This is a genomic window from Methylobacillus rhizosphaerae (assembly GCF_900187985.1).
GTDB classification, from domain to species: Bacteria; Pseudomonadota; Gammaproteobacteria; order Burkholderiales; family Methylophilaceae; genus Methylobacillus; species Methylobacillus rhizosphaerae.
In genome coordinates this window covers 1-22,229 of record NZ_FZOA01000013.1, presented here as the reverse complement: position 1 = coordinate 22,229, position 22,229 = coordinate 1, and the positions used below count along the sequence as shown (strand labels likewise).

Here is a 22,229-nt window from a genome sequence, read left to right as displayed (position 1 = left end):
TTAATAAGCACTCTGGGTGCTGGCGCTCCTGGGATAATGGCGGTAAATCCAGCCAAACACCACAGGCAGCACCAGCAGGGTCAATAAGGTAGTCGTGACCATGCCGCCCACGATCACCAGCGCCAGCGGGCGCTGTGCCTGCGAGCCGATGGCCTGTGACAAGGCAGCCGGCAACAGGCCCAAGCCAGCCAGCATAGCAGTCATCAACACCGGACGCAGGCGCATGGCAGCGCCTTCGAGAATAGCCTCGTCCAGCGCGTGCTCCCCCTGATTATACAAACTCTTGATATACGAGATCAGGATGACGCCATCCTGGATGGCGATGCCGAACAGTGATAGGAAGCCAATGCCTGCGGAAATGGAAAGCTCTTCGCCCGCCAAATAGAGCGCAGCAATGCCGCCGATAGTGGCGAACGGCACGTTGAGCAGCACCAGGCTGGCGTCCTTGGCAGAACCAAACGCGGAATACAGCATGATGAAGATCGCCAGCAGAGTCAGCGGCACGATGACGGCCAGCTTCTTGTGCGCCTCCTTCATCTGGTTAAATTGCCCATCCCACTGGGTGCGGTAGCCGCGCGGTAGCTCGACCTGCTCCGCCACCAGCTTCTGCGCCTCGGCTGCGGCGCTGCCCAGATCGCGGTCGCGCACGCCGAAGCGAATGGCGATGAAGCGCCGTCCGGATTCACGGTAGATGAAGAACGGGCCGTCGCTGAGTTCCACCTGTGCCACCATGGAAAGCGGGATGCGCTGCCCGCCTGGCGTATCAACGAACAGGCGCTGGATCAGGTCCAGACTGTTGCGCTGACCTTCAGGGAATCGCAAGGCAAGGTCGAAGGTACGCTCGCCTTCCAGCACCTTGCTGATCGGGTTGCCGCCGATAGCGTTCACCACCAGTGCCTGCACATCGGCCACATTGAGGCCAAAGCGCGCGCTGGCTTCCCGGTCGACGCGGATATTCATGGTTGGCTGGCCCAGCTCTCGGAAAATACCGACATCGCTCATGCCTTGGATGCCTTGCAGGATGGCCTGCACTTCCAGTGCCTTTTCATGCAGCACTTCCAGGTCGTCGCCGAAAATCTTGACCGAGTTTTCCCCTTTCACACCGGACAAGGCTTCCGCCACATTGTCCTGGATGTATTGCGAGAAGTTGTACTCGATGCCGGGAACCTGTTGCAGATAGTTTTCCACACGGCGTATCAGGTCGCTGCGTGTGACGCCTTGCGGCCACAGTTCGGGCTTTTTCAGGTACACCCCGAACTCGACGTTGAACACCCCGGTGGCATCGGTGCCGTCGTCCGGGCGGCCGATCTGGGCCACGACGGTCTTCACTTCCGGCTGCTCGCGCAGGTAGCCGCGCACCTGGGTGGCGAAGCCTGAGGAATATTGCAGGTCCACCGTATTGGGCAGGCTGATACGCAACCAGAGGTTGTTTTCCTCCAATGTTGGCAGGAAGCTGGTTCCCAGCCGGCTGGCGCCGAATAAGGCAACGGAAAACGCCAGCAAGGCTGCCAATGCCACGAGGCCCGGGTTGCGCAGTAATCTTGCCAAGATGGGGCGGTAGATCTTGACTAGGATGTTAATCATACCTGGGCGATGTTCGAGCTTGTCCGGCTTGAACAGGAAGGAGGCCGCCGAGGGGATGAAGGTCAGGCTCAGCACCATGGAGGCGAGCAAGGCGAGGCCCATGGTATAGGCCATGGGATGGAAGATCTTGCCTTCCACGCCGCCCATGATGAACAGCGGCGCATAGGCCATGATGATGATCATGGTGGAGAAGATCATCGGGCGCTGTACTTCCGCCGCTGCCGCGACGATAGTCTGGCGCAGGTTGCTGGTGCCGTTTTCCATGCGGCGCATGATGTTCTCGATCACGATCACTGCCGCATCGACGATCAGGCCGAAATCGATCGCGCCCAGCGAGATCAGGTTGGCGGGAATAGCCAATACCATGCCGGCAAAGGAAACGCTGAGCGCAAGCGGGATCACCAAGGCCACGGCCAATGCCGCACGCAGGCTGCCGAGAAAGACGAACAGCACGATCAATACCAGCGCCATGCCGAACAGCAAGGTATGGTGCACCGTGCCCATGGTCAAATCCAGCAGCTCCTGCCTGTCGTAGAAAGGCTCCAGCTTGATGCCTTGCGGCAGGATGCCGCCGCGGTTGATCTCGTCCACCTTGTGATGGACGCGCTCCAGCATTTCCGAGGCATTGCCGCCGCGCCGCATCAGTACAATGCCTTCCACCGCGTCCGGATCCTGGTTGTATTGCACCACGCCCAGCCGCGGCGCGAAACCGAACTCCACGCGCGCCACGTCGCCCACGCGGACCGGCAGGCCGTTGCGCGAGACGATCACGATATTGCGCACGTCCTGCAGGGTCTTGATGAGGCCTATGCCGCGCACCACGTACTGCTGCTCCCCGGCCCGAAGGTTACCACCACCGGCGTTGGCGTTGGCGTTGCTCAACGCCTCGACCAGCTCGTTGAGCGAGATATTGTAGGATTGCAACTTGCGGATGTCGGGCAGCACCTGGTATTGCTTGGTCGGGCCGCCGAAGCCGTTGATGTCGGCAATGCCGGGCACGGTCTTGAGCTGGCGGTAGATTTCCCAATCCTGGAAGGACTTGAGCACCATGACATCGTCGCCGCTCTCGGAAGCCACGCGATAGCGCAACACCTCGCCCAGGGCATCGGCATCCGGGCTCAACTCGCTCTGTACGCCCTCCGGTAATGCGGCGCTATCCAGGTGCAGCTGCACGTTCTGCCGAGCAGTGAAAGAATCAGTGCCGTCCTCGAATTGCAGCGTCACCACCGACAGGCCGAACAGCGATACCGAACGAAAGGTCTTGAGTCTGGGCAAGTTGGCGAGCGCGGTTTCCACCGGCACGGTGATCTGTCGCTCCACCTCGTTGGTGCCGCGCCCCTGCCATTGGGTGATCACCTGTACATTGAGCGGCGAGATATTAGGGTAAGGTTCGATGGGCAGCTTGGTGAAACTGATGTATCCCAGCACCAGCAGGCCGACAGACAGCGCAAGGATCAGCAGGCGCCGGCGCAATACGCCAGCGATGAAAGCACCGGTTGCCTGCATTACATGGCTCCCGAAAGTTTCTGGTTGAGCAGGGTTGCGCCTTGCACGACCACTTTCTCATTGGCAGATAGGCCTTCCGTGACGGCAACCAGGCCTTCCCGGTAAGGCCTGACGCCTACTTGCCGCCTGCGGTAATTACCGTCAGGCGTTTCCACAATCAGATAATCCACCTGCTGTGAGCGCACTACGGCATCAGCCGGCACCAGCAATGCCGGACGCTTGCCGACATTGAGACTGGCCGTGGCGAACAAGTCCGGGCGCAATGTGCCGTCGTTCACCACCAGGCAACGCACGCGTAACGTGTTGGTTTCCACATCCAAGGTAGGAGACAGTATATCGACGCGCGCGCTATAGCGCTTGCCGGGCAGCGCCTGCACCTCGATCTGCAATGGCTGCCCCTGGCGGATGCGCTGGTAATCCTGCTCGTAGACGTTGCCAAAAAACCAAAGCGTGGAAGTGTCGGCGAGTGACATGAAGCTGTCACCCAGGTTGATGAAAGCGCCAGGATCAAGATTGCGCTGCGTGACCACGCCGCTGATCGGCGCACGCAACAACAGGTGCTCATTGACGTGACCACTCTGCTCCAATGCAGCAATATCATCTTCGGAAGCGCCCATCACTCGCATGCGCTCACGGGCCGACTGCAGCGTGGACTCAGCATCCTGCGCCAGGTCTTGCGTCACCTTGCTCGCCTGCAGCGTGCGCCAGGTATTGCGCGCCAGCAGCAGTTCGTTCTGTGCTGAAACATATTCAGGGCTGTAGAGCGCCGCCAACGGCTGGCCCTGCCGAACCTGGGCGCCCTCGAACACCAGGATGCGGTCCAGCCTGCCGGCGATGCGCGCCGATACCAGGTGTATCTTCTCGGCATTGAACGCCAACCGCCCCATCAAGGGTACGACATCCTCTATTTCGCGCTGCTCGGGCAAGGCGCTGGAAAAGAAATCCGCAGCGACCTTATCCGCGCTCAGTGCTTCTTCTTTCTGCGCTGGCTGACTGACGACTTTCGGCTCGAGCGACGTGGTTGATGTCCACGGAATCAGCCAACCTCCCAGCCCTACTCCCGACATAAATACCAGCGGCAACAAGAGTCGCTTCATGGCGATTCCATTCCTTGTCCTATTGCCGCATCCAGCGCGGCCTTGGCTTGGTGCAGCGCGTTATCGACCCATGCGGCTGAGAGCTCGGTATCGCGCAGGTTCTGCTGCGCCAGCAATAGCCCGTTGAAATCCCCGGCGTTGTTTGCGTAGCCGTTCAAGGCGAGGCGGTAAGCGGCTTGCGCTTCCGGCAAGCGGCGCTGCTGCAACAGTTCTTTTTCCTTGATGGCCTGCTGCAACTGGCTATAGGCATTGGCGATTCCCAATTGCACCTGGCGCCATGCCAGCTCTGCCCCGGCCTGGGCAGAAATCACGCCTGCATTGGCTTCGCTGACGCCTGCTTTCTCACGCTCGAAGAACCAGGTTGGCAGGATCAAGTCAACTTCCACACCATATTCATTGCCTGCCAGCCCATAGGGCGGGTTGTTGCTGTGCTTGGTCAGGATGAGCTGCAGGTCGGGGTAATAAGCTTTTTTCGCCAGGTCCAGGCTTTTGCGTGCCGCCTGCAATCGGTAGGCCGAATCGCGCACATTTGGGTGCAGCCCCTGTGCCTGGCTGGTCAATTCAGCCAACGGTGCCAGTTCCAATGGCGACAATGGTTCGACCGTGACGGCCAGCGGCTGGGAAGGGTCGCGGCCAATGAGGACGTTCAGCCCCTGCTGGGTCTGCTCGATCTGGCGCTGGGTCTGGTAGATGTCGTTTTCCGCGCTACCGTGCGCCACCTGGGCGTTCATGTACTCCACGAATGCCGCAGCATTGTTGGCGTAGCGCACCTTGGCCACTTGTTTGACCTGGTTGAGGCGTTCGATCGTGTTGCGGTTAATGTCGGCTTGTTGCTGCAGGGCGAGCAACTGATAATACTGCCGCTTCAATTCTGCCAGCAGGCCAATATATAAACCATAGATCTGTGCGCCAGCGCTGCCTGCCTCTGCTTCCAGGATATCGGCGGCCAGGCGCTTCTTGCCTGGGAAAGACATGGTTTGCGTCAGACGGTAACTCATGCCCTGGGAACGGTTGACATTGAGCGGGCTGCGCGGTACCGGCGTCTGCTCCATGCCTATCATGGGCTGGTCCCATGCCAGCGCCTGAGGGATGCGGGCTTCGATCTGCTGAAGCTCCTGTTCAGCCTGGACAAACTGCAGATTACGCGATCTCAACTCATGTGCGAGCATTTGCAAGGTCATGGGCTCAGGATTGATTGACCAGCATAAAGGTGCCCAAGATATCAGCACCATGCTACACAGTAACTGGTGATACGTTCTTCTCATCATGACTGGATTCTAGGCAGCCATCCCATACACCAACCTTAATCCTGACTGACAGCAAGCTTACAAATGCAGCCAATGTCATCAAGACATCACAATGTGATACCAGACTCCTACCATCAGGACTACATAATTGAACATAATGATTCTATTTTTGAGCTTTGATGGCGTATTGCACCTATCATGCCCGAAGCAGCCACGGCTCAGCAGATTGCCGCTATTGGAACAATGGCTACTACAACACCCGGAAGTCAGACTGGTGATCAGCAGCAAATGGCGCAATGAAATGAATCTGGATACGCTGCGCAAGCTGTTCAGTCCCCATTTGCAACAGCGCATCATAGGAGTAACGCCAGTGATTACCCGACACCCCGATGACCATTATTGGCGCTTAAGCGAGATTTTTGACTGGATGAAGCACTGCGCCAATGACCAAGTATGGCTGATACTGGATGATGGGATTTTTCCTGACAGATTCAACCGTTTGGTCAAGTGCAATCCTGAGCTTGGTCTCACAAATCACGATATTGAGAAACTAAGTACCCTCAAGCAGCAATTACAGGCCGTATAAACGACCATGACAGGCCTCAGATGTTGTCATTTCAGAATTGGCCTAACCATTGGAAAACCACCTGTTCCTGCTTGGGTGCAAGACCAGGTGCCAGCATTGCTCCCTGTTGACGTAATGCTGAAATCGAATACCCCCCCAGCTCTCCAACATGGCCGACATACCAACGTTCCAGGCCTGCTGCAGTCACTTCGATATGAAACTGCAAGGCGAGCCCATGCCTGCCGTAGGCAAATGCCTGATTCTCATATAAAGCTGAAGAGGCGAGCCTGACTGCGCCTGCCGGCAAATCAAATGTATCGCCATGCCAATGCAGAACGGCTGTACCCTCTCCCAGGGGAAACAATACTGACTCCTTTCCCTCCTCCATCAGTATTAAGGGACTCCAGCCAATTTCCTTGCCGGCTTCTCCAGCATAGACCTTCGCACCCAGCGCCCGTGCCATGATTTGTGCACCAAGGCAGATACCAAGCGTAGGCAACGCACATTGCAACCGTTCCGCAACCAGGTCAATGACAGGCTGCAGGAAAGGATAATCCTCAGTCTGGTAGACGCCGATCGGCCCACCGAGCACGATCAACAGATCAGCATCCCGTGCTTGCTGGAAATCATCCTGGGTAGCGTTGGGCGTATCAATATAATGCACTTCATAGCCCGCCCGTGCCAGCAATGGTGCCATACCATCCAGATCCTCGAATGCAAGATGGCGTAACGCAACAGCAGTTTTCATCAGATCATCCTTATGCCGGCAATAACTGGCCCGGCTTCACCATTGTTCAATGGATAAATTATGCGGTAAATACCGTGTGCAGAATACTATCAGCCTGCAACACGGAATGTCAGGTTGATACGCAGCTTGCCTGTCAGCGGATGCCAACCAGGCTTGAGTGGCAATATACCGTGGTAACGCAGGCGATCCGGCCCGCCCCAGACAACGACATCTCCGTGATATAACTCTGTACGCAATACAGGATCGCTGCGTTTCAGGCCGCCAAAAAGGAATGTGGCTGGCAAGCCCAGGGAGACCGAGACTATCGGCTGGGAGAAATCCTGCTCATCCTTGTCCTGATGCAAGCCGAGCTTGGTGCCTGCCTCATAACGATTGAGCAGGCAGGCATCTGGCCTGAATTGCACGAAGCCGGCCTGGGCTGCTGCCGCTATGGCAAGTGATTCAAAGGAGGCAGGCATTACGGGCCAGGGGATGCCGGATAATGGATCTTCCATCTGATACCGGTACCCGCCTCGATCAGATACCCATCCCAATCTCCCGCAGTTGCTCATGCTCACCGCAATCGCTTGCCCTCCCGGAGTCTGCATATGCCGCCATGGAGCCTGGCGCACTATGGCTTGCAGATCCTGCCAAAGCAGGCGCTCATATGGACTGGCAAAATCCCGCAGGATACAGGCACCCGGGGCAATCCACTCTGGCCCTGCGGAGGAAAATAATGTCATGGCAGCAAATGAGTGCCAGATATCGATCAGAGATGCCGTTTTGCCGAATTGACACTGGGCACTTGCCGTAGCAGCGTCAGCAGCCTGGCAAGCTGGTCCAGATCAGCAATCTCGATGGAGAAGCTCATCCTGGCTTGATTATTGCGGCTTTGTGTCTTGACCTGGGTCACATTCACGCGCTCGCGTGCAAACAGGTCACTGATATCACGTAACAATGCCTGCCGGTCATAGGCTTCGATATCGATATCGACTGCAGCCAGCCTTTCCTGACGGTTTCCCCACTGCGTGGCAAGCAGGCGGTCATGCTTTTCCACCGGCAAGCGCTTGATGAAGGCACACGCCTGCCTATGGATGGTCACACCACGCCCACGCGTTACATAGCCGACAATAGGGTCCGGCGGTGCTGGTTTGCAGCACTTGGCCATATAGGTCATGAGATTACCGACTCCTTCAACCAGCACACCCGAGGCATCCGCCTTGCTCCCGGATTTGAGCTGGAACGGCGCCAGCTGCTCCGGCTTGGCAGGCAGCTCACTTTGTAACGCCTGTGTAATCTGGTGCTCGCCAATTTCTCCACGGCCAATCGCGGCAAAAAATTCATCCAGCTTTGTGAAATGCAGCTTCTGCGCCACTTTTTCCAGATTCAGGCCTCCCGCACCCAGGCGATGCAGCTCTTTATCCAGCCTGGTACGCCCTTGGGATACATCTTCCTCAAAATTCTGGTAACGGAACCAGTGTCGCACTTTGGCGCGTGCGCGCGAACTTTGCAGATATCCCAGATTGGGATTGAGCCAATCCCGGCTGGGCGCTCCCTGCTTGGCTGCCATGATCTCCACGCGCTGGCCATTCTGCAGTTTGTAATTGAGCGGCACGATACTGCCATCGACCTTGGCACCACGTGTACGATGGCCGAGGTCTGTATGCAGGATGTAGGCAAAATCCACAGGTGTTGCGCCACGAGGCAGATCCACGACTTTACCCTGTGGTGTCAATACATAGACTTTATCGCTGAATAGCTCACTCTTGAACTGCTCCACACCTCCTGTGCCATCGGAAACATCCTGTTTCCACTCCAGGATTTGCCGCAACCAGACGATTTTCTCGTCAAATTTGCTATCTCCCTTACCACCCTCCTTGTAGCGCCAATGCGCAGCCACCCCCAGTTCGGAATGCTGGTGCATTTCATGCGTGCGTATCTGGATTTCAAGCGGCAGATTGCGAGGCCCGATCACTACCGTATGCAGCGAGCGATAGTTATTGCTCTTGGGACGCGCAATATAATCATCAAATTCTTTCGGGATAGGTTGCCAGAGATTATGCACCAACCCCAGGACAGCGTAACAATCCTTGATATCGTCCACCAGGATGCGTACAGCCCGCACATCGTACAACTCATTGAAGGAAATCTGCTTACGCCGCATCTTGTTGACAATGCTATAAATATGCTTGGGGCGACCCATCATCTGGGCCTGGATACCTGCTGACCGCAGCTGTTCCTGCAGGATATCAACGACCTCGTTGATGTACTGTTCCCGCCCTACACGCTTCTCTGCCAGGAGTTTGGCTATCTCTTTATATAGCTTGGGTTCGAGAAAGCGCAGGGACAGATCCTCAAGCTCCCACTTGATATGCCAGACCCCGAGGCGATTGGCCAGCGGAGCAAATATCGTTTTGGCTTCATAAGCAATACGCTGTTGCTCTGGCTCCGGCGCTGATCCAAGGCTGCGCAATGTCTCCACCCGGTCTGCCAGCTTGATCAATACCACACGGATATCTTCCACCATGGCCAACAGCATTTTCCGCAAGCTTTCAACCTGGGCTTGCTGCGCTGCGTCTTCCTTCTTGCGGTCCTTGGCATGGCTGATATCCTGCCGACTGAATCCCTGTATCTGCTCCATGCGTGCAATCCCCTCAACCAGGGCGCATATCTGAGGACCAAACGCCTCATTGATCCCGGCCTGCCACCCATCAAGATACTCAGGGCAGGCATGCAGGATCGTCGCTGCTATCGTTTCTGCATCCATCCCCATGCCAGCGAGAATAGAAGCCACGCCAAGCACATGATGCAGCACAGGCAATCCGGTCAACTCCACTTTATCCGCGTAGCAAGGCTGGACGAAAGCCGCACTCTTGCGAATCAAGGCAACCTCATCGGTATTGAACTGCCTGTCCAGTGAGGCAAACCAGGACTCAAGATCAAGAGAACCTTGCGAGCTGGCTTCAGAAAGAAGATCAGGAACAAAAACCATAGCGCATCGTTTATATCATCAAACCGTCATTCTACCTCTACAATACTTTCTACTATTAGTTCCCATCGCAGCAAAATGGTGTGCTGAATTTATAATCAAGGTTTCAAGTTCATGTCATGACAAGCACTTAAAGCCGCAATCCTGGCGCTGCCCACAAACTTATCCACAAAATATGTGTATGATAATGTGGCGTTGCCAGAAAATACTTTATTGAACCTTCATGACTTTTACAGGCTCATAATTTCCATCAACAACACGTATAAGGAAAATCAATGATGATGAAACACACTATTGCCGCCCTCACCCTGGTTACAGCATTTTCTGCTCAAGTTCAGGCAGCAGAAGATCTCCCCAAACTAAATCCTCAGCCAGGCCAATGGAGCACTGTAGTTGCCATTTTTGACCACCTGAAAAACCACTACCTGCTCAAGACCTCCGTCCATGATGATGCCAAATCTTGTGCAGTCCGCCTGGAGAACATTGCAGAGCAGATCCAGAACAATACTGTCTACACTGCCCCACGCAATACCAAATTCAGCTTCACCAAGGAAGAAGGTGTAGAGAATGAGGCCAAGGTGCTGGAAATCCGCTGTGTACTGGAGCCATTCCAGCCAGAACGCGTATAACATTATTCATGGCACTCCCAGTGGGTGCCATGTCTGCATGCCTGGTTTAGTTGTTCCTACACAACTTTCAGAAATTTATGCAATTCACTGATAAATAAAAAGATGTAGACTTTAAATCCCTGTCATTCATGCAGTGGATTCATCATGCAAAAAATTATCGTGGTCATCATTGTGGGCATACTGGTTTACATTCTGGGTTATTGGATCGTAGAAATCATTGCTTTGGCGCCCACTGCCTGAATCAATTCATCCCGTATCTTCATTGTTGCGTTAAAGTAATGTCTACCGCACCTTTGAGGATCATGCCATGTTGCTTTCACGTATTAACCTGTTTCCACTACTGGCATTTGCCAGCCTGAGCGCATACGCCGCCAACACATCCGGACTGGGTGCGCCTTACCCGGAAGCTGATAGCGGCTATACACGCTATGCCGTCCACCTGCCTCCCCTGGCGGATGAGTATGAAGCAAGAATTGAGATCCAAGTCGGCAAAACCCTGGAAGTCGACTGTAATATCCATAGATTCCATGCCACCCTCAAAGAACACACCTTGCAAGGTTGGGGCTACCCCTATTACCACATCGAGAACATCAAGGGACCAGTGTCCACATTGAAGGCCTGCCCTGAACAAAGCAAGACTCGCCAATTCGTGGCCGCAGGAGGAGATGGTTTCCTGCTTCGCTATAACAGCAAACTCCCGGTTGTAGTCTATGTCCCCAGTGGATTCGAGCTACGGTACCGAGTATGGCATGCCTCCCCTGATTTTCAGGATGCCCAGCCTGAATAATCCAAGCTGATCTCTTCTCTGCAGCATTTTGTGACTTTTTAACGACACCCACCCATACCCCAATGGAAATACTCCTTATTGGGTGTGGGTTTATTTGGGTTAATCGTATAAAATAGCGGGCTGATAAGGAAGCCTGTCAAAAAAAGCTGTCGGACTTCAAAGGTGCTGTACTTTGCACCTGTCTTATCGAGATTGTTGGTATAGGCAATTTTTATATCAACAATTGACAACCGGCCTACAGTGTCGCTTACCAGCAACACACTCAATGTCGGCGGCTCGCCGACAATGGGCACTCAGGGTAACAAGCAAGCATGTTCCCCCTGGGCAAGTATGGCTTGTGGTTTTATGAGTCCTTTACATTGTTGAGATGCTGAAATGATAAAAAAGCGATACCCCGGACTTTTCAGTCTATTGTCCATTCTAGGTACCACATTGTTGCTGAGCGGTTGTGACTTTGTGTTGTTTGATCCGAAAGGCCAGATAGGAGTTGAAGAACGATCTCTTATCATCACCGCGACCTTGTTGATGTTAATTGTAGTCATCCCCGTCATCATCATGACACTCGTATTTGCCTGGCGCTATCGAGCCTCAAACACCAAAGCCACCTACACCCCTGACTGGTCCCACTCCAATAAGATTGAAGCAGTTGTCTGGACTGTTCCAGTGCTGATCATCCTGGCACTTGGCACCATCACCTGGAAAACCACCCACTCCCTGGATCCACGTCAACCTATCGACTCTGAACACCCGCACTTGACTGTTCAGGTGGTATCACTAGATTGGAAATGGCTCTTTATCTATCCGGAACAAGGTATTGCTACAGTCAACGAACTCGCATTCCCTGTCGATGTTCCAGTACGCTTTGAAGTCACCTCAGCCTCAGTAATGAACTCTTTCTTTATTCCGCAGTTGGGTAGCCAGATCTACGCCATGGCGGGGATGAAAAACACATTGCACCTTATTGCGAACGAGGAAGGCGTCTATCACGGCCTATCCGCCAACTATAGCGGACACGGCTTCTCTGGCATGAAATTCAATGCCACTGTGACCTCCCAGGAAAAATTTGATGAGTGGGTACAGCAAGTCAAACAGTCCAGCCTGAACCTGGATACTGACAAGTACGCCGCTCTGGAAAAGGCTTCTTACAATAATCCTGTCGAGCGTTTCTCCAATGTCACGCCAAATTTCTATGACAGTATTGTCGAGAGGTACACGCATTCTTCTGGTTCGCATACGCACTCACATTCGGAGGGCAAGGAGTAAAAATGTTTGGCAAATTAACCCTGGAAGCGGTTCCCTACCACGAACCGATTATCATGATCACGCTTGCCGTGGTCGCCGTGCTGGGTATCGGCATTGCCGCAGCCCTGACACGTTTCAAAAAATGGACATGGCTCTGGTTCGAATGGTTAACCTCTGTTGACCACAAGAAGATCGGTATCATGTATATCGCTGTTGCCATGATCATGCTGTTGCGCGGCTTTGCCGATGCCATCATGATGCGTGGTCAGCTTGCTGTTGCTTCCGCAGGTGCTGAAGGTTTCCTGCCTCCTCACCATTACGACCAGATTTTCACTGCTCACGGCGTGATCATGATTTTCTTCATGGCCATGCCATTCATGGTGGGCTTGATGAATATCGTCGTGCCATTGCAGATCGGTGCACGTGACGTTGCCTTCCCGTTCCTGAACTCCTTGAGCTTCTGGCTGTTTGTGGTCGGTGTCGCGCTGATCAACATCTCGCTTGGTGTTGGTGAGTTCGCTCAGACCGGCTGGCTGGCATATCCTCCGCTTTCCGGCATTGAATACAGCCCGGGTGTAGGTGTTGATTACTGGATCTGGAGCTTGCAGATTTCCGGACTGGGGACCCTGCTTACGGGTGTCAACTTCTTCGTGACCATCATGAAAATGCGCGCGCCCGGCATGTCACTGATGAAGATGCCAGTTTTCACCTGGACTGCACTGTGTACCAACATCCTGATCCTGGCAGCCTTCCCTGTACTGACAGCAACGATTGCATTGCTGACACTGGATCGTTACCTGGGTACACACTTCTTCACCAATGACATGGGCGGTAACCAGATGATGTATGTCAACCTCATCTGGGTTTGGGGTCATCCTGAAGTATATATTCTGATCCTGCCTGCCTTCGGCGTGTTCTCCGAAGTTGTGGCAACATTCACCAAGAAGAAACTGTTCGGCTATACCTCCCTGGTATGGGCGACCGCGGTGATCACCATCCTGTCGTTCATCGTCTGGTTGCACCACTTCTTCACCATGGGTGCAGGTGCCAATGTCAATGCGTTCTTCGGCATCGCCACCATGATCATTTCCATACCAACCGGTGTGAAGATATTCAACTGGCTGTTCACCATGTATCGCGGTCGTATTGAGTTTTCCACCCCGATCATCTGGACCATTGGTTTCCTTATCACCTTTACTATCGGTGGCATGACCGGCGTATTGCTGGCGGTTCCCGGTGCCGACTTCGTACTGCACAACAGTCTGTTCCTGATTGCGCACTTCCATAATGTAATCATCGGCGGCGTGGTATTCGGTTACCTGGCTGGTTTTGTCTACTGGTTCCCCAAGGCATTCGGTTTTAAACTCAATGAAAAGTTGGGTCGTATCGCTGCTTACCTGTGGATCAGCGGCTTCTTCCTGGCTTTCGTACCACTCTACATGCTCGGCTTCATGGGCATGACACGCCGTTTGAACAATTATGACAACCCGGCCTGGACACCACTACTGTACGTTGCCCTGTTTGGTGCCTTCGTCGTTGGCCTTGCCATCCTGTTCCAACTGATTCAGCTCTACGTCAGTATCCGTGACCGCAAGCAGAACCTGGACTTGACTGGTGACCCATGGGGCGGTCGTACTCTGGAATGGTCCACCTCCTCCCCTCCTCCTTTCTACAACTTCGCTCATGTGCCTGTTGTGAAAGACCTGGATGAATGGTGGGAAATGAAGAAGGATGGTCGTGCTGACAAAGCACCTGCCAAGTACGAAAAAATCCATATGCCTAGAAATGCCTCTGAAGGCGTGATCATCAGTGCATTCAGCCTGGTATTTGGTTTTGCTTTCATCTGGCACATCTGGTGGCTGGTCATTCTCAGCACGATTGCCATGCTGGTGACCGTGATTGCACGTAGCTACAACGAAAACATCGACTACTACGTGCCTGTCGAGGAAATCAAGGCAATTGAAAACAAGCATATTCAAGTTAAACAAGCGAGTCAGGCGTAACCATGTCTAGTCAAACTTTGCATACACAACACGCTCATGCCGATGAGCATGAGCACCACCACGACGCTGGAGCCACAAAGATATTCGGGTTCTGGATTTACCTGATGACGGACTTGATATTGTTCGCAACCCTGTTTGCGACCTATGCAGTCCTGAGCCATAGTTTTGCCGGAGGTCCTACCGGCAAGGATATTTTCGAACTCGACTATGTGCTGGGTGAAACCTTCCTGCTGTTATTCAGTAGCATCACTTACGGCTTTGCCATGATTGCCCAGCACAAGGGCAACAAGCAGGCCGTGCTGAACTGGCTCGCCGTCACCTTCCTGTTAGGTCTGGGCTTCATCGTGATGGAAATCAATGAATTCCAGCACCTGATCCATGAAGGTTTTGGTCCTGATCGCAGTGCCTTCCTTTCTGCCTTTTTCACCCTGGTCGGCACTCACGGTTTGCACGTGACTTGCGGCCTGATCTGGATGGCAGTGCTCATGGCGCAAATCTCGCGTAAAGGCTTGACCGACACCAACAATACCCGCCTGATGTGCCTGAGCCTGTTCTGGCACTTCCTGGATATTGTCTGGATCTGCGTATTTACTATTGTTTATCTGATGGGGGTGATGTAAATGTCACACGGGCACGTTGAGCGCGCTGGCGCAGGCCACGGTAGTTTCAAGACTTACCTGATTGGTTTTGTTCTTTCGGTCATTCTGACAGTCATTCCGTTCGGGCTGTTGATGTTTCCGAACGAGCTAACCCACTCTACAATCCTGGCCACCATTCTGGTATTCGCTGTTGTTCAGATCCTGGTGCATCTTGTGTATTTCCTGCACATGAACACATCCTCCGAGCAACGCTGGAATGTGACTGCTTTCATCTTCACCGTCCTGATTCTTGCAATCGTGGTGGTGGGTTCCCTGTGGGTCATGTTCCACCTGAACCACAATATGATGAGGCATTAAAAGCCAGATTAATGAAGCAATATCTACTCATCACCAAGCCGGGAATCATCTTCGGCAACCTGATTTCGGTTGCCGGAGGTTTTTTCCTTGCCTCCCGAGGTGATATCGATTTCGCCCTGTTCCTGGCAACAGCCATTGGTATTTCATTGGTCATTGCCTCAGGCTGCGTACTCAATAACTACATAGACCGTGACATCGACAGCAAGATGGAGCGCACCCGTAACCGCGTCCTGGTACAAGGCTTGATCCCTGCGCACCATGCCGTGATTTATGGCTGCCTGCTGGGCATTGCCGGCATTGCATTGCTTTACGTTGCCACCAACATGCTCACCGTCTGGTTATCGCTGTTCGGATTTGCAATCTATGTCGTGGCTTACAGCCTCTACCTGAAACGCAATTCTGTCTACGGTACGTTGATAGGCAGTCTCTCGGGCGCTGCTCCCCCTGTGATTGGTTACTGCGCTGTCAGTAATGAATTCGATATGGGAGCAATTATCCTGTTGATCATTTTCAGCCTCTGGCAAATGCCGCACTCCTACGCCATCGCAATTTTCCGGCTCAAGGACTACACGGCAGCTGCCATCCCGGTACTTCCAGTAAAAAAAGGCATCCTCGCGACCAAGAAACACATTGTGCTTTACATTGTTGCTTTCGTGATTGCGACCGTCATGCTGACACTCAGCGGTTATACCGGCAATCACTACCTTGTCGTTGCGGGTGTGATCAGCATTTACTGGCTTGGAATGGCGCTGGCGGGCTATAAAACCAGTAATGATCAACTATGGGCAAAGAAACTATTCATGTTCTCCATTATCACGATCACTGCATTGAGCGTCATGATGTCCATCGACTTCCAGGAGCCTCGCCAAAGTGATGTCTGGGTCGCAGTACACAGTCACCCGGCAGCCATTCCGCAGATGAATATGGATGTGGATTAACTACCCTGCCCCAATGAAAAAAGCCGTTGCATGCAACGGCTTTTTTATTTTACCTGTCCTGGGATGCATCCACCTGCATGGATGCAGCAATAATCGCTCGCGCAATCTCCACCTCCTCTTCTGTTTCAGCATCAACCAGTAATACAACATGACCTTGGGTGATGGCATCAGCCAAGAGATCAGAGAAATCCCTCTCATGATTGGAAATGCCATTGGCCGCCCCGATAAAACCGCCAACAACCGCTCCCCATCCTATCATCACCAAGGGTGCGATCAGCGGGCTGGCTACAAACAGGCTCACATTCGCAGCAACAAGGGCTATCTCACCCAAAGCCCCAACTCCAGCCCCTATCGTCGTTCCGACAGCACTATCCAGAATGACGTTTTTCAGTACTTCGCCGTTGTTTTCAACCTGGCTGACATGATGACCATCTGTGCGCGTGCTGACAACTTGTATATGTTCATGCGGGATCCCTCTGTCAATCAACTGCTGCGCCACCTGGTGCGCATCATCAATAGCAGGGTAAATACCTGTCACACTTTCCAGCGTCATGATTGATCCTTCAGCGTACGTCTACTACTCGCAGCATAGTCAGCCACTATTCATGTCGATATCAGTGCTGTCTTAAATCCGAGTCAGATAATGCTGACTATCGGTGCAAACATCATTTGCTGGCCTGGGTATAAATAAAAGAGGAATTGGAAAAATATGCCAGTTATCCACTAAAAATCATCGGACAGCGATATCAATAAAAAAGAAGCCAAAGGCTTCCTTTTCAGCGTTTACCGCTGGCGCGCCTTAAAACGCGGGTTGGTTTTGCAGATCACAAACACCTTGCCATGGCGACGTACAACCTTGCAATCCCGATGACGCTCCTTGGCAGACTTCAGTGACGATAGAATTTTCATGGATAGCCCTTCATTAAGCACAACGGACATTATCCATATTATCCCCACAATTTGCAACATTGTTGCAAATTTAGAACATCTATCCCAATTGATAATGTTTGCGCAATGGCTGCTGCACATGCCATGTACAGCGCAGTCCGGCTGGAAAAGTCACCAGGTCCCCCTTACCGAAACTGACAGGTTCTCCGCCATCGGGAATGACCGTCACTTGTCCTTCCAGGATATAAGCAATCTCCTGCTCCCCAAAACTCCATGGAAACTGCGAGACCTCCTTGGACCAGGTAGGCCAGCGAGAAACGCCAAGTGCATCCAGGTGCGCCTGGTCCGGATGATGCTCAACCATGATCTTATTCATGAAGACACTCCTTTCAATATTGATTGAAAAATCTAACGATTGCCACCGACCACGCTGAGAGGCAGCTCCTGCATCAATGCGATTTGTTCCCGCAACTCCAGGATACGCTCCTGCCAATATTGCTGGGTATTGAACCAGGTGAACGTCATGGGAAAAGCAGGGTCCTCCCAGCGCCTAGCCAGCCATGCAGAGTAATGAATCAGGCGTAATGTGCGTAAAGCTTCAATCAGGTGCAACTCTGCCGGGTTAAAATCACAGAAGCATTCATACCCCTCCAACAACTCTGCAAACTGCAAGCTCATTTCAGCGTGGCTGCCTGAAAGCAGCATCCATAAATCCTGGATTGCCGGCCCCGTTCGACTGTCATCAAAGTCTACAAAATGCGGACCATCATCCGTCCATAACAGGTTACTTAAATGGCAGTCCCCATGCAAACGTAAAACAGGTACTTGACCCGCCCGCTCATAGCAATGCTGCACTCCTTCCAATGCCTGATCGACCACGCTACGATATGCCGGGATCAAGTCTGGAGGTATGAATTGGTGATCCAGTAACCATTGCGCAGAATCCGCACCAAAACAGTTCACATCAATACCTGGACGATGAACATACTGCTTACGTGCACCAATAGTGTGAATCCTGCCCAAGAAGCGCCCTATCCACTCCAGACGCCCTTCCTGGTCAAGTTCAGGGATACGTCCTCCACGCCGGGGAAATACTGCAAAATAGAACCCCTGATACTCTTGCAAGGTACTCCCCTCAATCATCAAGGGCTCAACGACAGGTATTTCTTCTTCTGCCAGCTCCAGCGAAAAATGGTGCTCTTCCAGGATCTGCGCTTTACTCCAGCGTTCCGGACGATAAAACTTCACTATTACGGGCGCCTGGTCTTCCACACCCAGTTGATAAACACGATTTTCATAACTATTAAGCGCCAGTAATCGACCATCTCCCATAATATTGACACTATCGATGGCATCAAGGATCAGATCCGGGGTAAGCGTGGAAAACGGGGGAGCGATCATCAGAATTAAAGCTTTGCAAGACTAAAAGGATGACAGCATACATGAGTCGCAGCACAAAAACTGCCTGCCTTAAGAGATGCTTAGGCGAAGACGATACTGAATATTGATCCTCACCTTCGCAAATGCACAAACATGGTGCATCACCATGATATAAAAATGAATTTTTTGGTGCATTTTTATTTGCCATGGGGGAAAATGCATCACTTTTGATCATAATCACGGAGAGCATCAGGAATGAAGTATCAATCGGCACACGATTTTCTAGCCGTTGTCGCACAAAAGAATCCCGGTCAGCCGGAATACTTGCAGGCAGTCACTGAGGTTGTTGACAGCCTGTGGCCGTTCATCAGCAAGAATCCACATTACGCAGAGCATGGCGTGCTGGACAGACTGGTTGAGCCGGAACGTGCGATTTTATTCCGCGTCTCCTGGGTTGATGACAAGGGTGAAGTCCAGGTCAATCGCGGCTATCGTATCCAGCATAACAGCGCCATCGGCCCATATAAAGGCGGCTTGCGCTTTCACCCTTCAGTGAACTTATCCATCCTGAAGTTCCTCGCTTTCGAGCAAACCTTCAAGAATGCGCTCACCACGCTACCCATGGGCGGCGGTAAAGGTGGTTCTGACTTTGACCCCAAAGGTAAAAGTAATGGTGAAATCATGCGTTTCTGCCAGGCTTTTGTCAGCGAACTGTTCCGCCATGTAGGTTCAGATACGGATGTGCCTGCAGGTGATATCGGTGTAGGTGGCCGTGAAATCGGTTTCATGACAGGCATGATCAAGAAACTCACCAATCGCGCAGACTGTGTCCTGACCGGCAAGGGCTTGAGCTATGGTGGATCCCTCATCCGTCCTGAAGCAACAGGTTATGGAGCTGTGTATTTTGCAGAAGAAATGCTGCGCCATAGCGGACGCACCATCGCAGGCTTGCGTGTCGCGGTTTCTGGCTCCGGCAATGTAGCGCAATATGCCATCGAAAAATGTATGGCATTAGGCGCCAAGGTCATTACCGCCTCAGACTCCAGTGGTACAGTCATTGATGAAGAAGGTTTCACACCAGAAAAACTGCAGGTGCTCATGCAGGTCAAGAATGTCGAATATGGTCGCATCAAGGACTATGCAGAGCGTGTAGGCGCCCGCTTTGTTGCCGGGGTAACACCATGGAGCATCAATGCAGAAGTCGCCCTTCCCTGCGCTACACAGAATGAATTGAACCAGGATGACGCTGCCAAGCTGATTGCCAATGGCGTACTATGTGTCGCAGAAGGTGCCAATATGCCTTGTACTGCAGATGCCATGAAGCTGTTTGATGAAAACCGCATCCTCTATGCGCCAGGTAAGGCCACCAACGCCGGCGGCGTGGCAACCTCTGGCCTGGAAATGACCCAGAATTCCATGCGTTTATCCTGGACGCGCGAAGAAGTCGACGCACGCCTGTTTGACATCATGAAAGACATCCATGATGCCTGTGTGAAATACGGCACACGCGAAGACGGCACTGTCAATTATGTTGACGGCGCCAATATAGCCGGCTTCGTCAAAGTGGCTGAAGCCATGCTGGCACAAGGCGTGGTATAAAACCAATGTTGCAATAAAAAAGAGCACCCAGGGGTGCTCTTTTTTTATGATGGCTATCCGTTAGAACGGAATGCCGAAATTGAATCCCAACGCCATATCCTTAAAAGCATTGCTACCACTTCCTGAACCCACGGCCTTAGACAAAGAGAAATCCAGGTTTGTCCTGTCAGGCTGATCACTGATCAACCGCATACCGAGAGAAACCGAACTGATATGGTCATATTCCGACTGATCAATATGTTCATAAATACGTGCAGTCTCCATCATGACATAAGGCTGCAGGCCAGCGAGGTTATAAAATGGCAATTTATAGCTGAACGGTATTGTGCGATTCAACTCCAGGGAAATCCCCCAACCAGAATCACCCGCCAGCCTTCCCGGGCGATACGCACGACCATATTGATACCCACCAAACTGGATTTTTTCACTGATAGGCAAACTATCCCCAGAATATTGGGCCATGCCTGAAATCGCCGTCCCCCAATTATTTCCAAGGTAATTGCGTTGCACGAAACTGACCACATATTTAGAGAAGCTGAGATCGATATTGCTGCCAAACGGATACCTCACTCCTCCATATAGATAATCCACGGATTTGGAAGCACCTAGTGCATCCAGACCACGGCTCATCATCAGCTGCAATCTTCTTCCTCGCGTCGCCGTAGTGTCACTATAAGTTCCACCAACGGACAGCGTACGCACATCTGCTGTTGTCTTGATGGCAGCGCCGGTCTGTTTGCTACGAATATTGTCATCAAAATTATTTGCAGTCAGGGCAACCGAGCCGAGCAAGCTTCTATCCTGTCGCAACAATAGCGGATAAGTCAACCCGACACTCAAACGCTGGGTCTTCACGTGCCGCCTCAAGTCATCTCCCAGATCCGTCGTAGGCTTGCCATCATAATCTGATGCATCCACCCGAATGAGTAAACCTTCCTTCCCAATGGGTTGAGCATAGCTCAATGCATAATATTGTTCATTCTGTGACGAAATCAGGGTTGATGCCGTAATTTCTTCTGCAAGCGATGTATTACCACTTGCCCGTACCGTCACAATGCCGCGTGTAAAGGGCCTGACATTTTCCAGCCTTCCCATGGCTTCTATGCTTTTCCGCTCAACTTTCAACGTCAGCTCAGAGGCTCCATCCATCTGCTGCGGCAAAGGCAGGAATGCCTGTATTTTTAAACCAGGCAACAAACCCAGCATCGTCGTGTAGCGCTCCATGGTTGGCCTGGTTAATGGCTTTTCGTTAAGCAATGGCTCCACAATCTCACGAATCTTGCTTTCTGTTGCGCCCGGATTACCTTCTATCTTGACGGAACCGATATGCCCTTCAATCACAACAACCTTGATAACCCGTTCATTAAAATTCTGGGCCGGAATATAACTAAAGGATAATGGCAATCCACGTTGCTGATAAAACGCAGTGACTTGCTGTGACAGTTCAACAAGTTTTCCTATCGTTACTTTCTTATTTGCATATGGTGCAAAAAATGCACTGACCTCTTCAAAGGGCACAGCCTTCACGCCATAAATACCAAAGCTGGCAGGTTGTATTTCTGTATTCAGTACTTTCTGTAATTCAGGTGAAATAGTACTCTGCTGCTGTACATTGATTTCCGCTTGCGATCTTGTCTTAGGCGTTTCTGCTTTTGGCAAAGTATCAACAGGATTCTCTGCATACAAAGCAGTTGGAGTAAATAAAATACTACTTATCAATACCCCTATCCCAACTTTTTCTAAATGTTTCCTGTGCTCTTGCATTATCTCCCCTATGCAATCCATTTGATTCATAAAAAAATCCCGGCACAAAGGATTGTACCGGGACTCATCAAACTAACGACCAAGCTCAATCAGCGTTTGCTGATCAACGACCCAACAATGGGCCCAGGATGGAGGTCAGGCCACCCAGTGTGTTGTTATTGGCTGTAGCAGGCGTGTTGGTGTCCACTGGAGTGGGGTTAGCTACACCTCCTGTGAGGCCTCCAAGAATGTTGGTCACGGGGGCTAGTAATCCACCACCATTTTCTCCTCCATTCAGGATGTTGGTGACAGGAGCCAACAGGCCACCTTCAGCACCGCCACCTAATCC

21 protein-coding genes are annotated in these 22,229 nt (G+C 52.4%); 9 read left to right on the top strand and 12 right to left on the bottom strand.

Annotated features, from left to right (window positions below; genetic code table 11):
- From CHB59_RS11355 to CHB59_RS11345, 3 genes are read right to left on the bottom strand one after another with little or no spacing between them, the layout of a single operon-like run.
- Entirely contained in the window at positions 1-3,090 is a 3,090-nt protein-coding gene (locus CHB59_RS11355) for an efflux RND transporter permease subunit (protein WP_089376358.1), read from the bottom strand.
- Positions 3,090-4,187: an efflux RND transporter periplasmic adaptor subunit gene (locus CHB59_RS11350; protein WP_089376357.1), complete on the bottom strand. Its 1,098-nt coding sequence runs from the start codon at positions 4,185-4,187 to the stop codon at positions 3,090-3,092. The genes CHB59_RS11355 and CHB59_RS11350 overlap by 1 nt, the downstream gene beginning before the upstream one ends.
- Complete coding sequence (locus tag CHB59_RS11345; protein WP_179212151.1) at positions 4,184-5,368, bottom strand: TolC family protein; 1,185 nt, start codon at positions 5,366-5,368, stop codon at positions 4,184-4,186. Before CHB59_RS11345 ends, CHB59_RS11350 begins: the two co-directional genes overlap by 4 nt.
- Positions 5,369-5,591: 223 nt before the next feature.
- Here CHB59_RS11345 and CHB59_RS11340 point away from each other — a divergent pair, with 223 nt between their 5' ends.
- Positions 5,592-6,020: an HAD domain-containing protein gene (locus tag CHB59_RS11340; protein WP_089376355.1), complete on the top strand. Its 429-nt coding sequence runs from the start codon at positions 5,592-5,594 to the stop codon at positions 6,018-6,020.
- Positions 6,021-6,051: 31 nt separating this feature from the next.
- Here the strand turns inward: CHB59_RS11340 and CHB59_RS11335 are convergent, their stop codons facing one another.
- From CHB59_RS11335 to CHB59_RS11325, 3 genes are all read right to left on the bottom strand, one after another.
- Positions 6,052-6,747: a glutamine amidotransferase gene (locus CHB59_RS11335; protein WP_089376354.1), complete on the bottom strand. Its 696-nt coding sequence runs from the start codon at positions 6,745-6,747 to the stop codon at positions 6,052-6,054.
- A gap of 89 nt (positions 6,748-6,836) precedes the next feature.
- Positions 6,837-7,469, bottom strand: coding sequence for a DNA oxidative demethylase AlkB (gene alkB, locus CHB59_RS11330; protein WP_089376353.1), 633 nt, complete (start codon positions 7,467-7,469; stop codon positions 6,837-6,839).
- A 26-nt stretch (positions 7,470-7,495) separates the two neighbouring features.
- On the bottom strand, positions 7,496-9,718 hold the full coding sequence (locus CHB59_RS11325) for a RelA/SpoT family protein (RefSeq protein ID WP_089376352.1): 2,223 nt from the start codon (positions 9,716-9,718) through the stop codon (positions 7,496-7,498).
- A gap of 272 nt (positions 9,719-9,990) precedes the next feature.
- Here CHB59_RS11325 and CHB59_RS11320 point away from each other — a divergent pair, with 272 nt between their 5' ends.
- From CHB59_RS11320 to cyoE, 7 genes are all read left to right on the top strand, one after another.
- The gene (locus tag CHB59_RS11320; RefSeq protein WP_089376351.1) at positions 9,991-10,344 is read left to right on the top strand and encodes a hypothetical protein; all 354 of its coding nucleotides are present in this window, start codon (positions 9,991-9,993) and stop codon (positions 10,342-10,344) included.
- 307 nt (positions 10,345-10,651) lie between these two features.
- On the top strand, positions 10,652-11,131 hold the full coding sequence (eco, locus tag CHB59_RS11315; RefSeq protein ID WP_089376350.1) for a serine protease inhibitor ecotin: 480 nt from the start codon (positions 10,652-10,654) through the stop codon (positions 11,129-11,131).
- Positions 11,132-11,506: 375 nt separating this feature from the next.
- Positions 11,507-12,394 carry a ubiquinol oxidase subunit II gene (gene cyoA, locus CHB59_RS11310; protein ID WP_089376349.1) on the top strand — a complete coding sequence of 296 codons (888 nt, stop codon included), beginning with the start codon at positions 11,507-11,509 and terminating at the stop codon, positions 12,392-12,394.
- 2 nt (positions 12,395-12,396) lie between these two features.
- Positions 12,397-14,376: a cytochrome o ubiquinol oxidase subunit I gene (gene cyoB, locus CHB59_RS11305; protein WP_089376348.1), complete on the top strand. Its 1,980-nt coding sequence runs from the start codon at positions 12,397-12,399 to the stop codon at positions 14,374-14,376.
- A gap of 2 nt (positions 14,377-14,378) precedes the next feature.
- A complete protein-coding gene (locus CHB59_RS11300; RefSeq protein ID WP_089376347.1) occupies positions 14,379-14,996 on the top strand; it encodes a cytochrome o ubiquinol oxidase subunit III in 618 nt (205 codons plus the stop codon).
- The gene (locus CHB59_RS11295) at positions 14,997-15,332 is read left to right on the top strand and encodes a cytochrome o ubiquinol oxidase subunit IV (protein WP_089376346.1); all 336 of its coding nucleotides are present in this window, start codon (positions 14,997-14,999) and stop codon (positions 15,330-15,332) included. It begins immediately after the preceding gene.
- Between the two features lie 11 nt (positions 15,333-15,343).
- Positions 15,344-16,270 (top strand): heme o synthase, encoded by a 927-nt coding sequence (gene cyoE, locus CHB59_RS11290; protein ID WP_089376345.1) that lies wholly within the window; start codon positions 15,344-15,346, stop codon positions 16,268-16,270.
- A 49-nt stretch (positions 16,271-16,319) separates the two neighbouring features.
- Here the strand turns inward: cyoE and CHB59_RS11285 are convergent, their stop codons facing one another.
- The 4 genes from CHB59_RS11285 to CHB59_RS11270 all read right to left on the bottom strand — a co-directional run bounded on the left by CHB59_RS11285 (position 16,320) and on the right by CHB59_RS11270 (position 18,559).
- Positions 16,320-16,823: a hypothetical protein gene (locus CHB59_RS11285; RefSeq protein WP_089376344.1), complete on the bottom strand. Its 504-nt coding sequence runs from the start codon at positions 16,821-16,823 to the stop codon at positions 16,320-16,322.
- A gap of 230 nt (positions 16,824-17,053) precedes the next feature.
- A complete protein-coding gene (gene ykgO / locus CHB59_RS11280; RefSeq protein WP_025869856.1) occupies positions 17,054-17,179 on the bottom strand; it encodes a type B 50S ribosomal protein L36 in 126 nt (41 codons plus the stop codon).
- Positions 17,180-17,258: 79 nt separating this feature from the next.
- Positions 17,259-17,534: a cupin domain-containing protein gene (locus CHB59_RS11275; protein ID WP_089376343.1), complete on the bottom strand. Its 276-nt coding sequence runs from the start codon at positions 17,532-17,534 to the stop codon at positions 17,259-17,261.
- Between the two features lie 32 nt (positions 17,535-17,566).
- Positions 17,567-18,559, bottom strand: a complete 993-nt coding sequence (locus CHB59_RS11270) for a serine/threonine protein kinase (RefSeq protein WP_089376342.1) — start codon at positions 18,557-18,559, stop codon at positions 17,567-17,569.
- 234 nt (positions 18,560-18,793) lie between these two features.
- Here CHB59_RS11270 and gdhA point away from each other — a divergent pair, with 234 nt between their 5' ends.
- On the top strand, positions 18,794-20,137 hold the full coding sequence (gdhA, locus tag CHB59_RS11265) for an NADP-specific glutamate dehydrogenase (RefSeq protein WP_089376341.1): 1,344 nt from the start codon (positions 18,794-18,796) through the stop codon (positions 20,135-20,137).
- Positions 20,138-20,197: 60 nt separating this feature from the next.
- Here the strand turns inward: gdhA and CHB59_RS11260 are convergent, their stop codons facing one another.
- Positions 20,198-21,949 (bottom strand): ShlB/FhaC/HecB family hemolysin secretion/activation protein, encoded by a 1,752-nt coding sequence (locus CHB59_RS11260; RefSeq protein ID WP_143738725.1) that lies wholly within the window; start codon positions 21,947-21,949, stop codon positions 20,198-20,200.
- Between the two features lie 55 nt (positions 21,950-22,004).
- The coding region (locus tag CHB59_RS11255) for a hypothetical protein (protein ID WP_218816235.1) at positions 22,005-22,229 on the bottom strand (225 nt) is incomplete at its 5' end.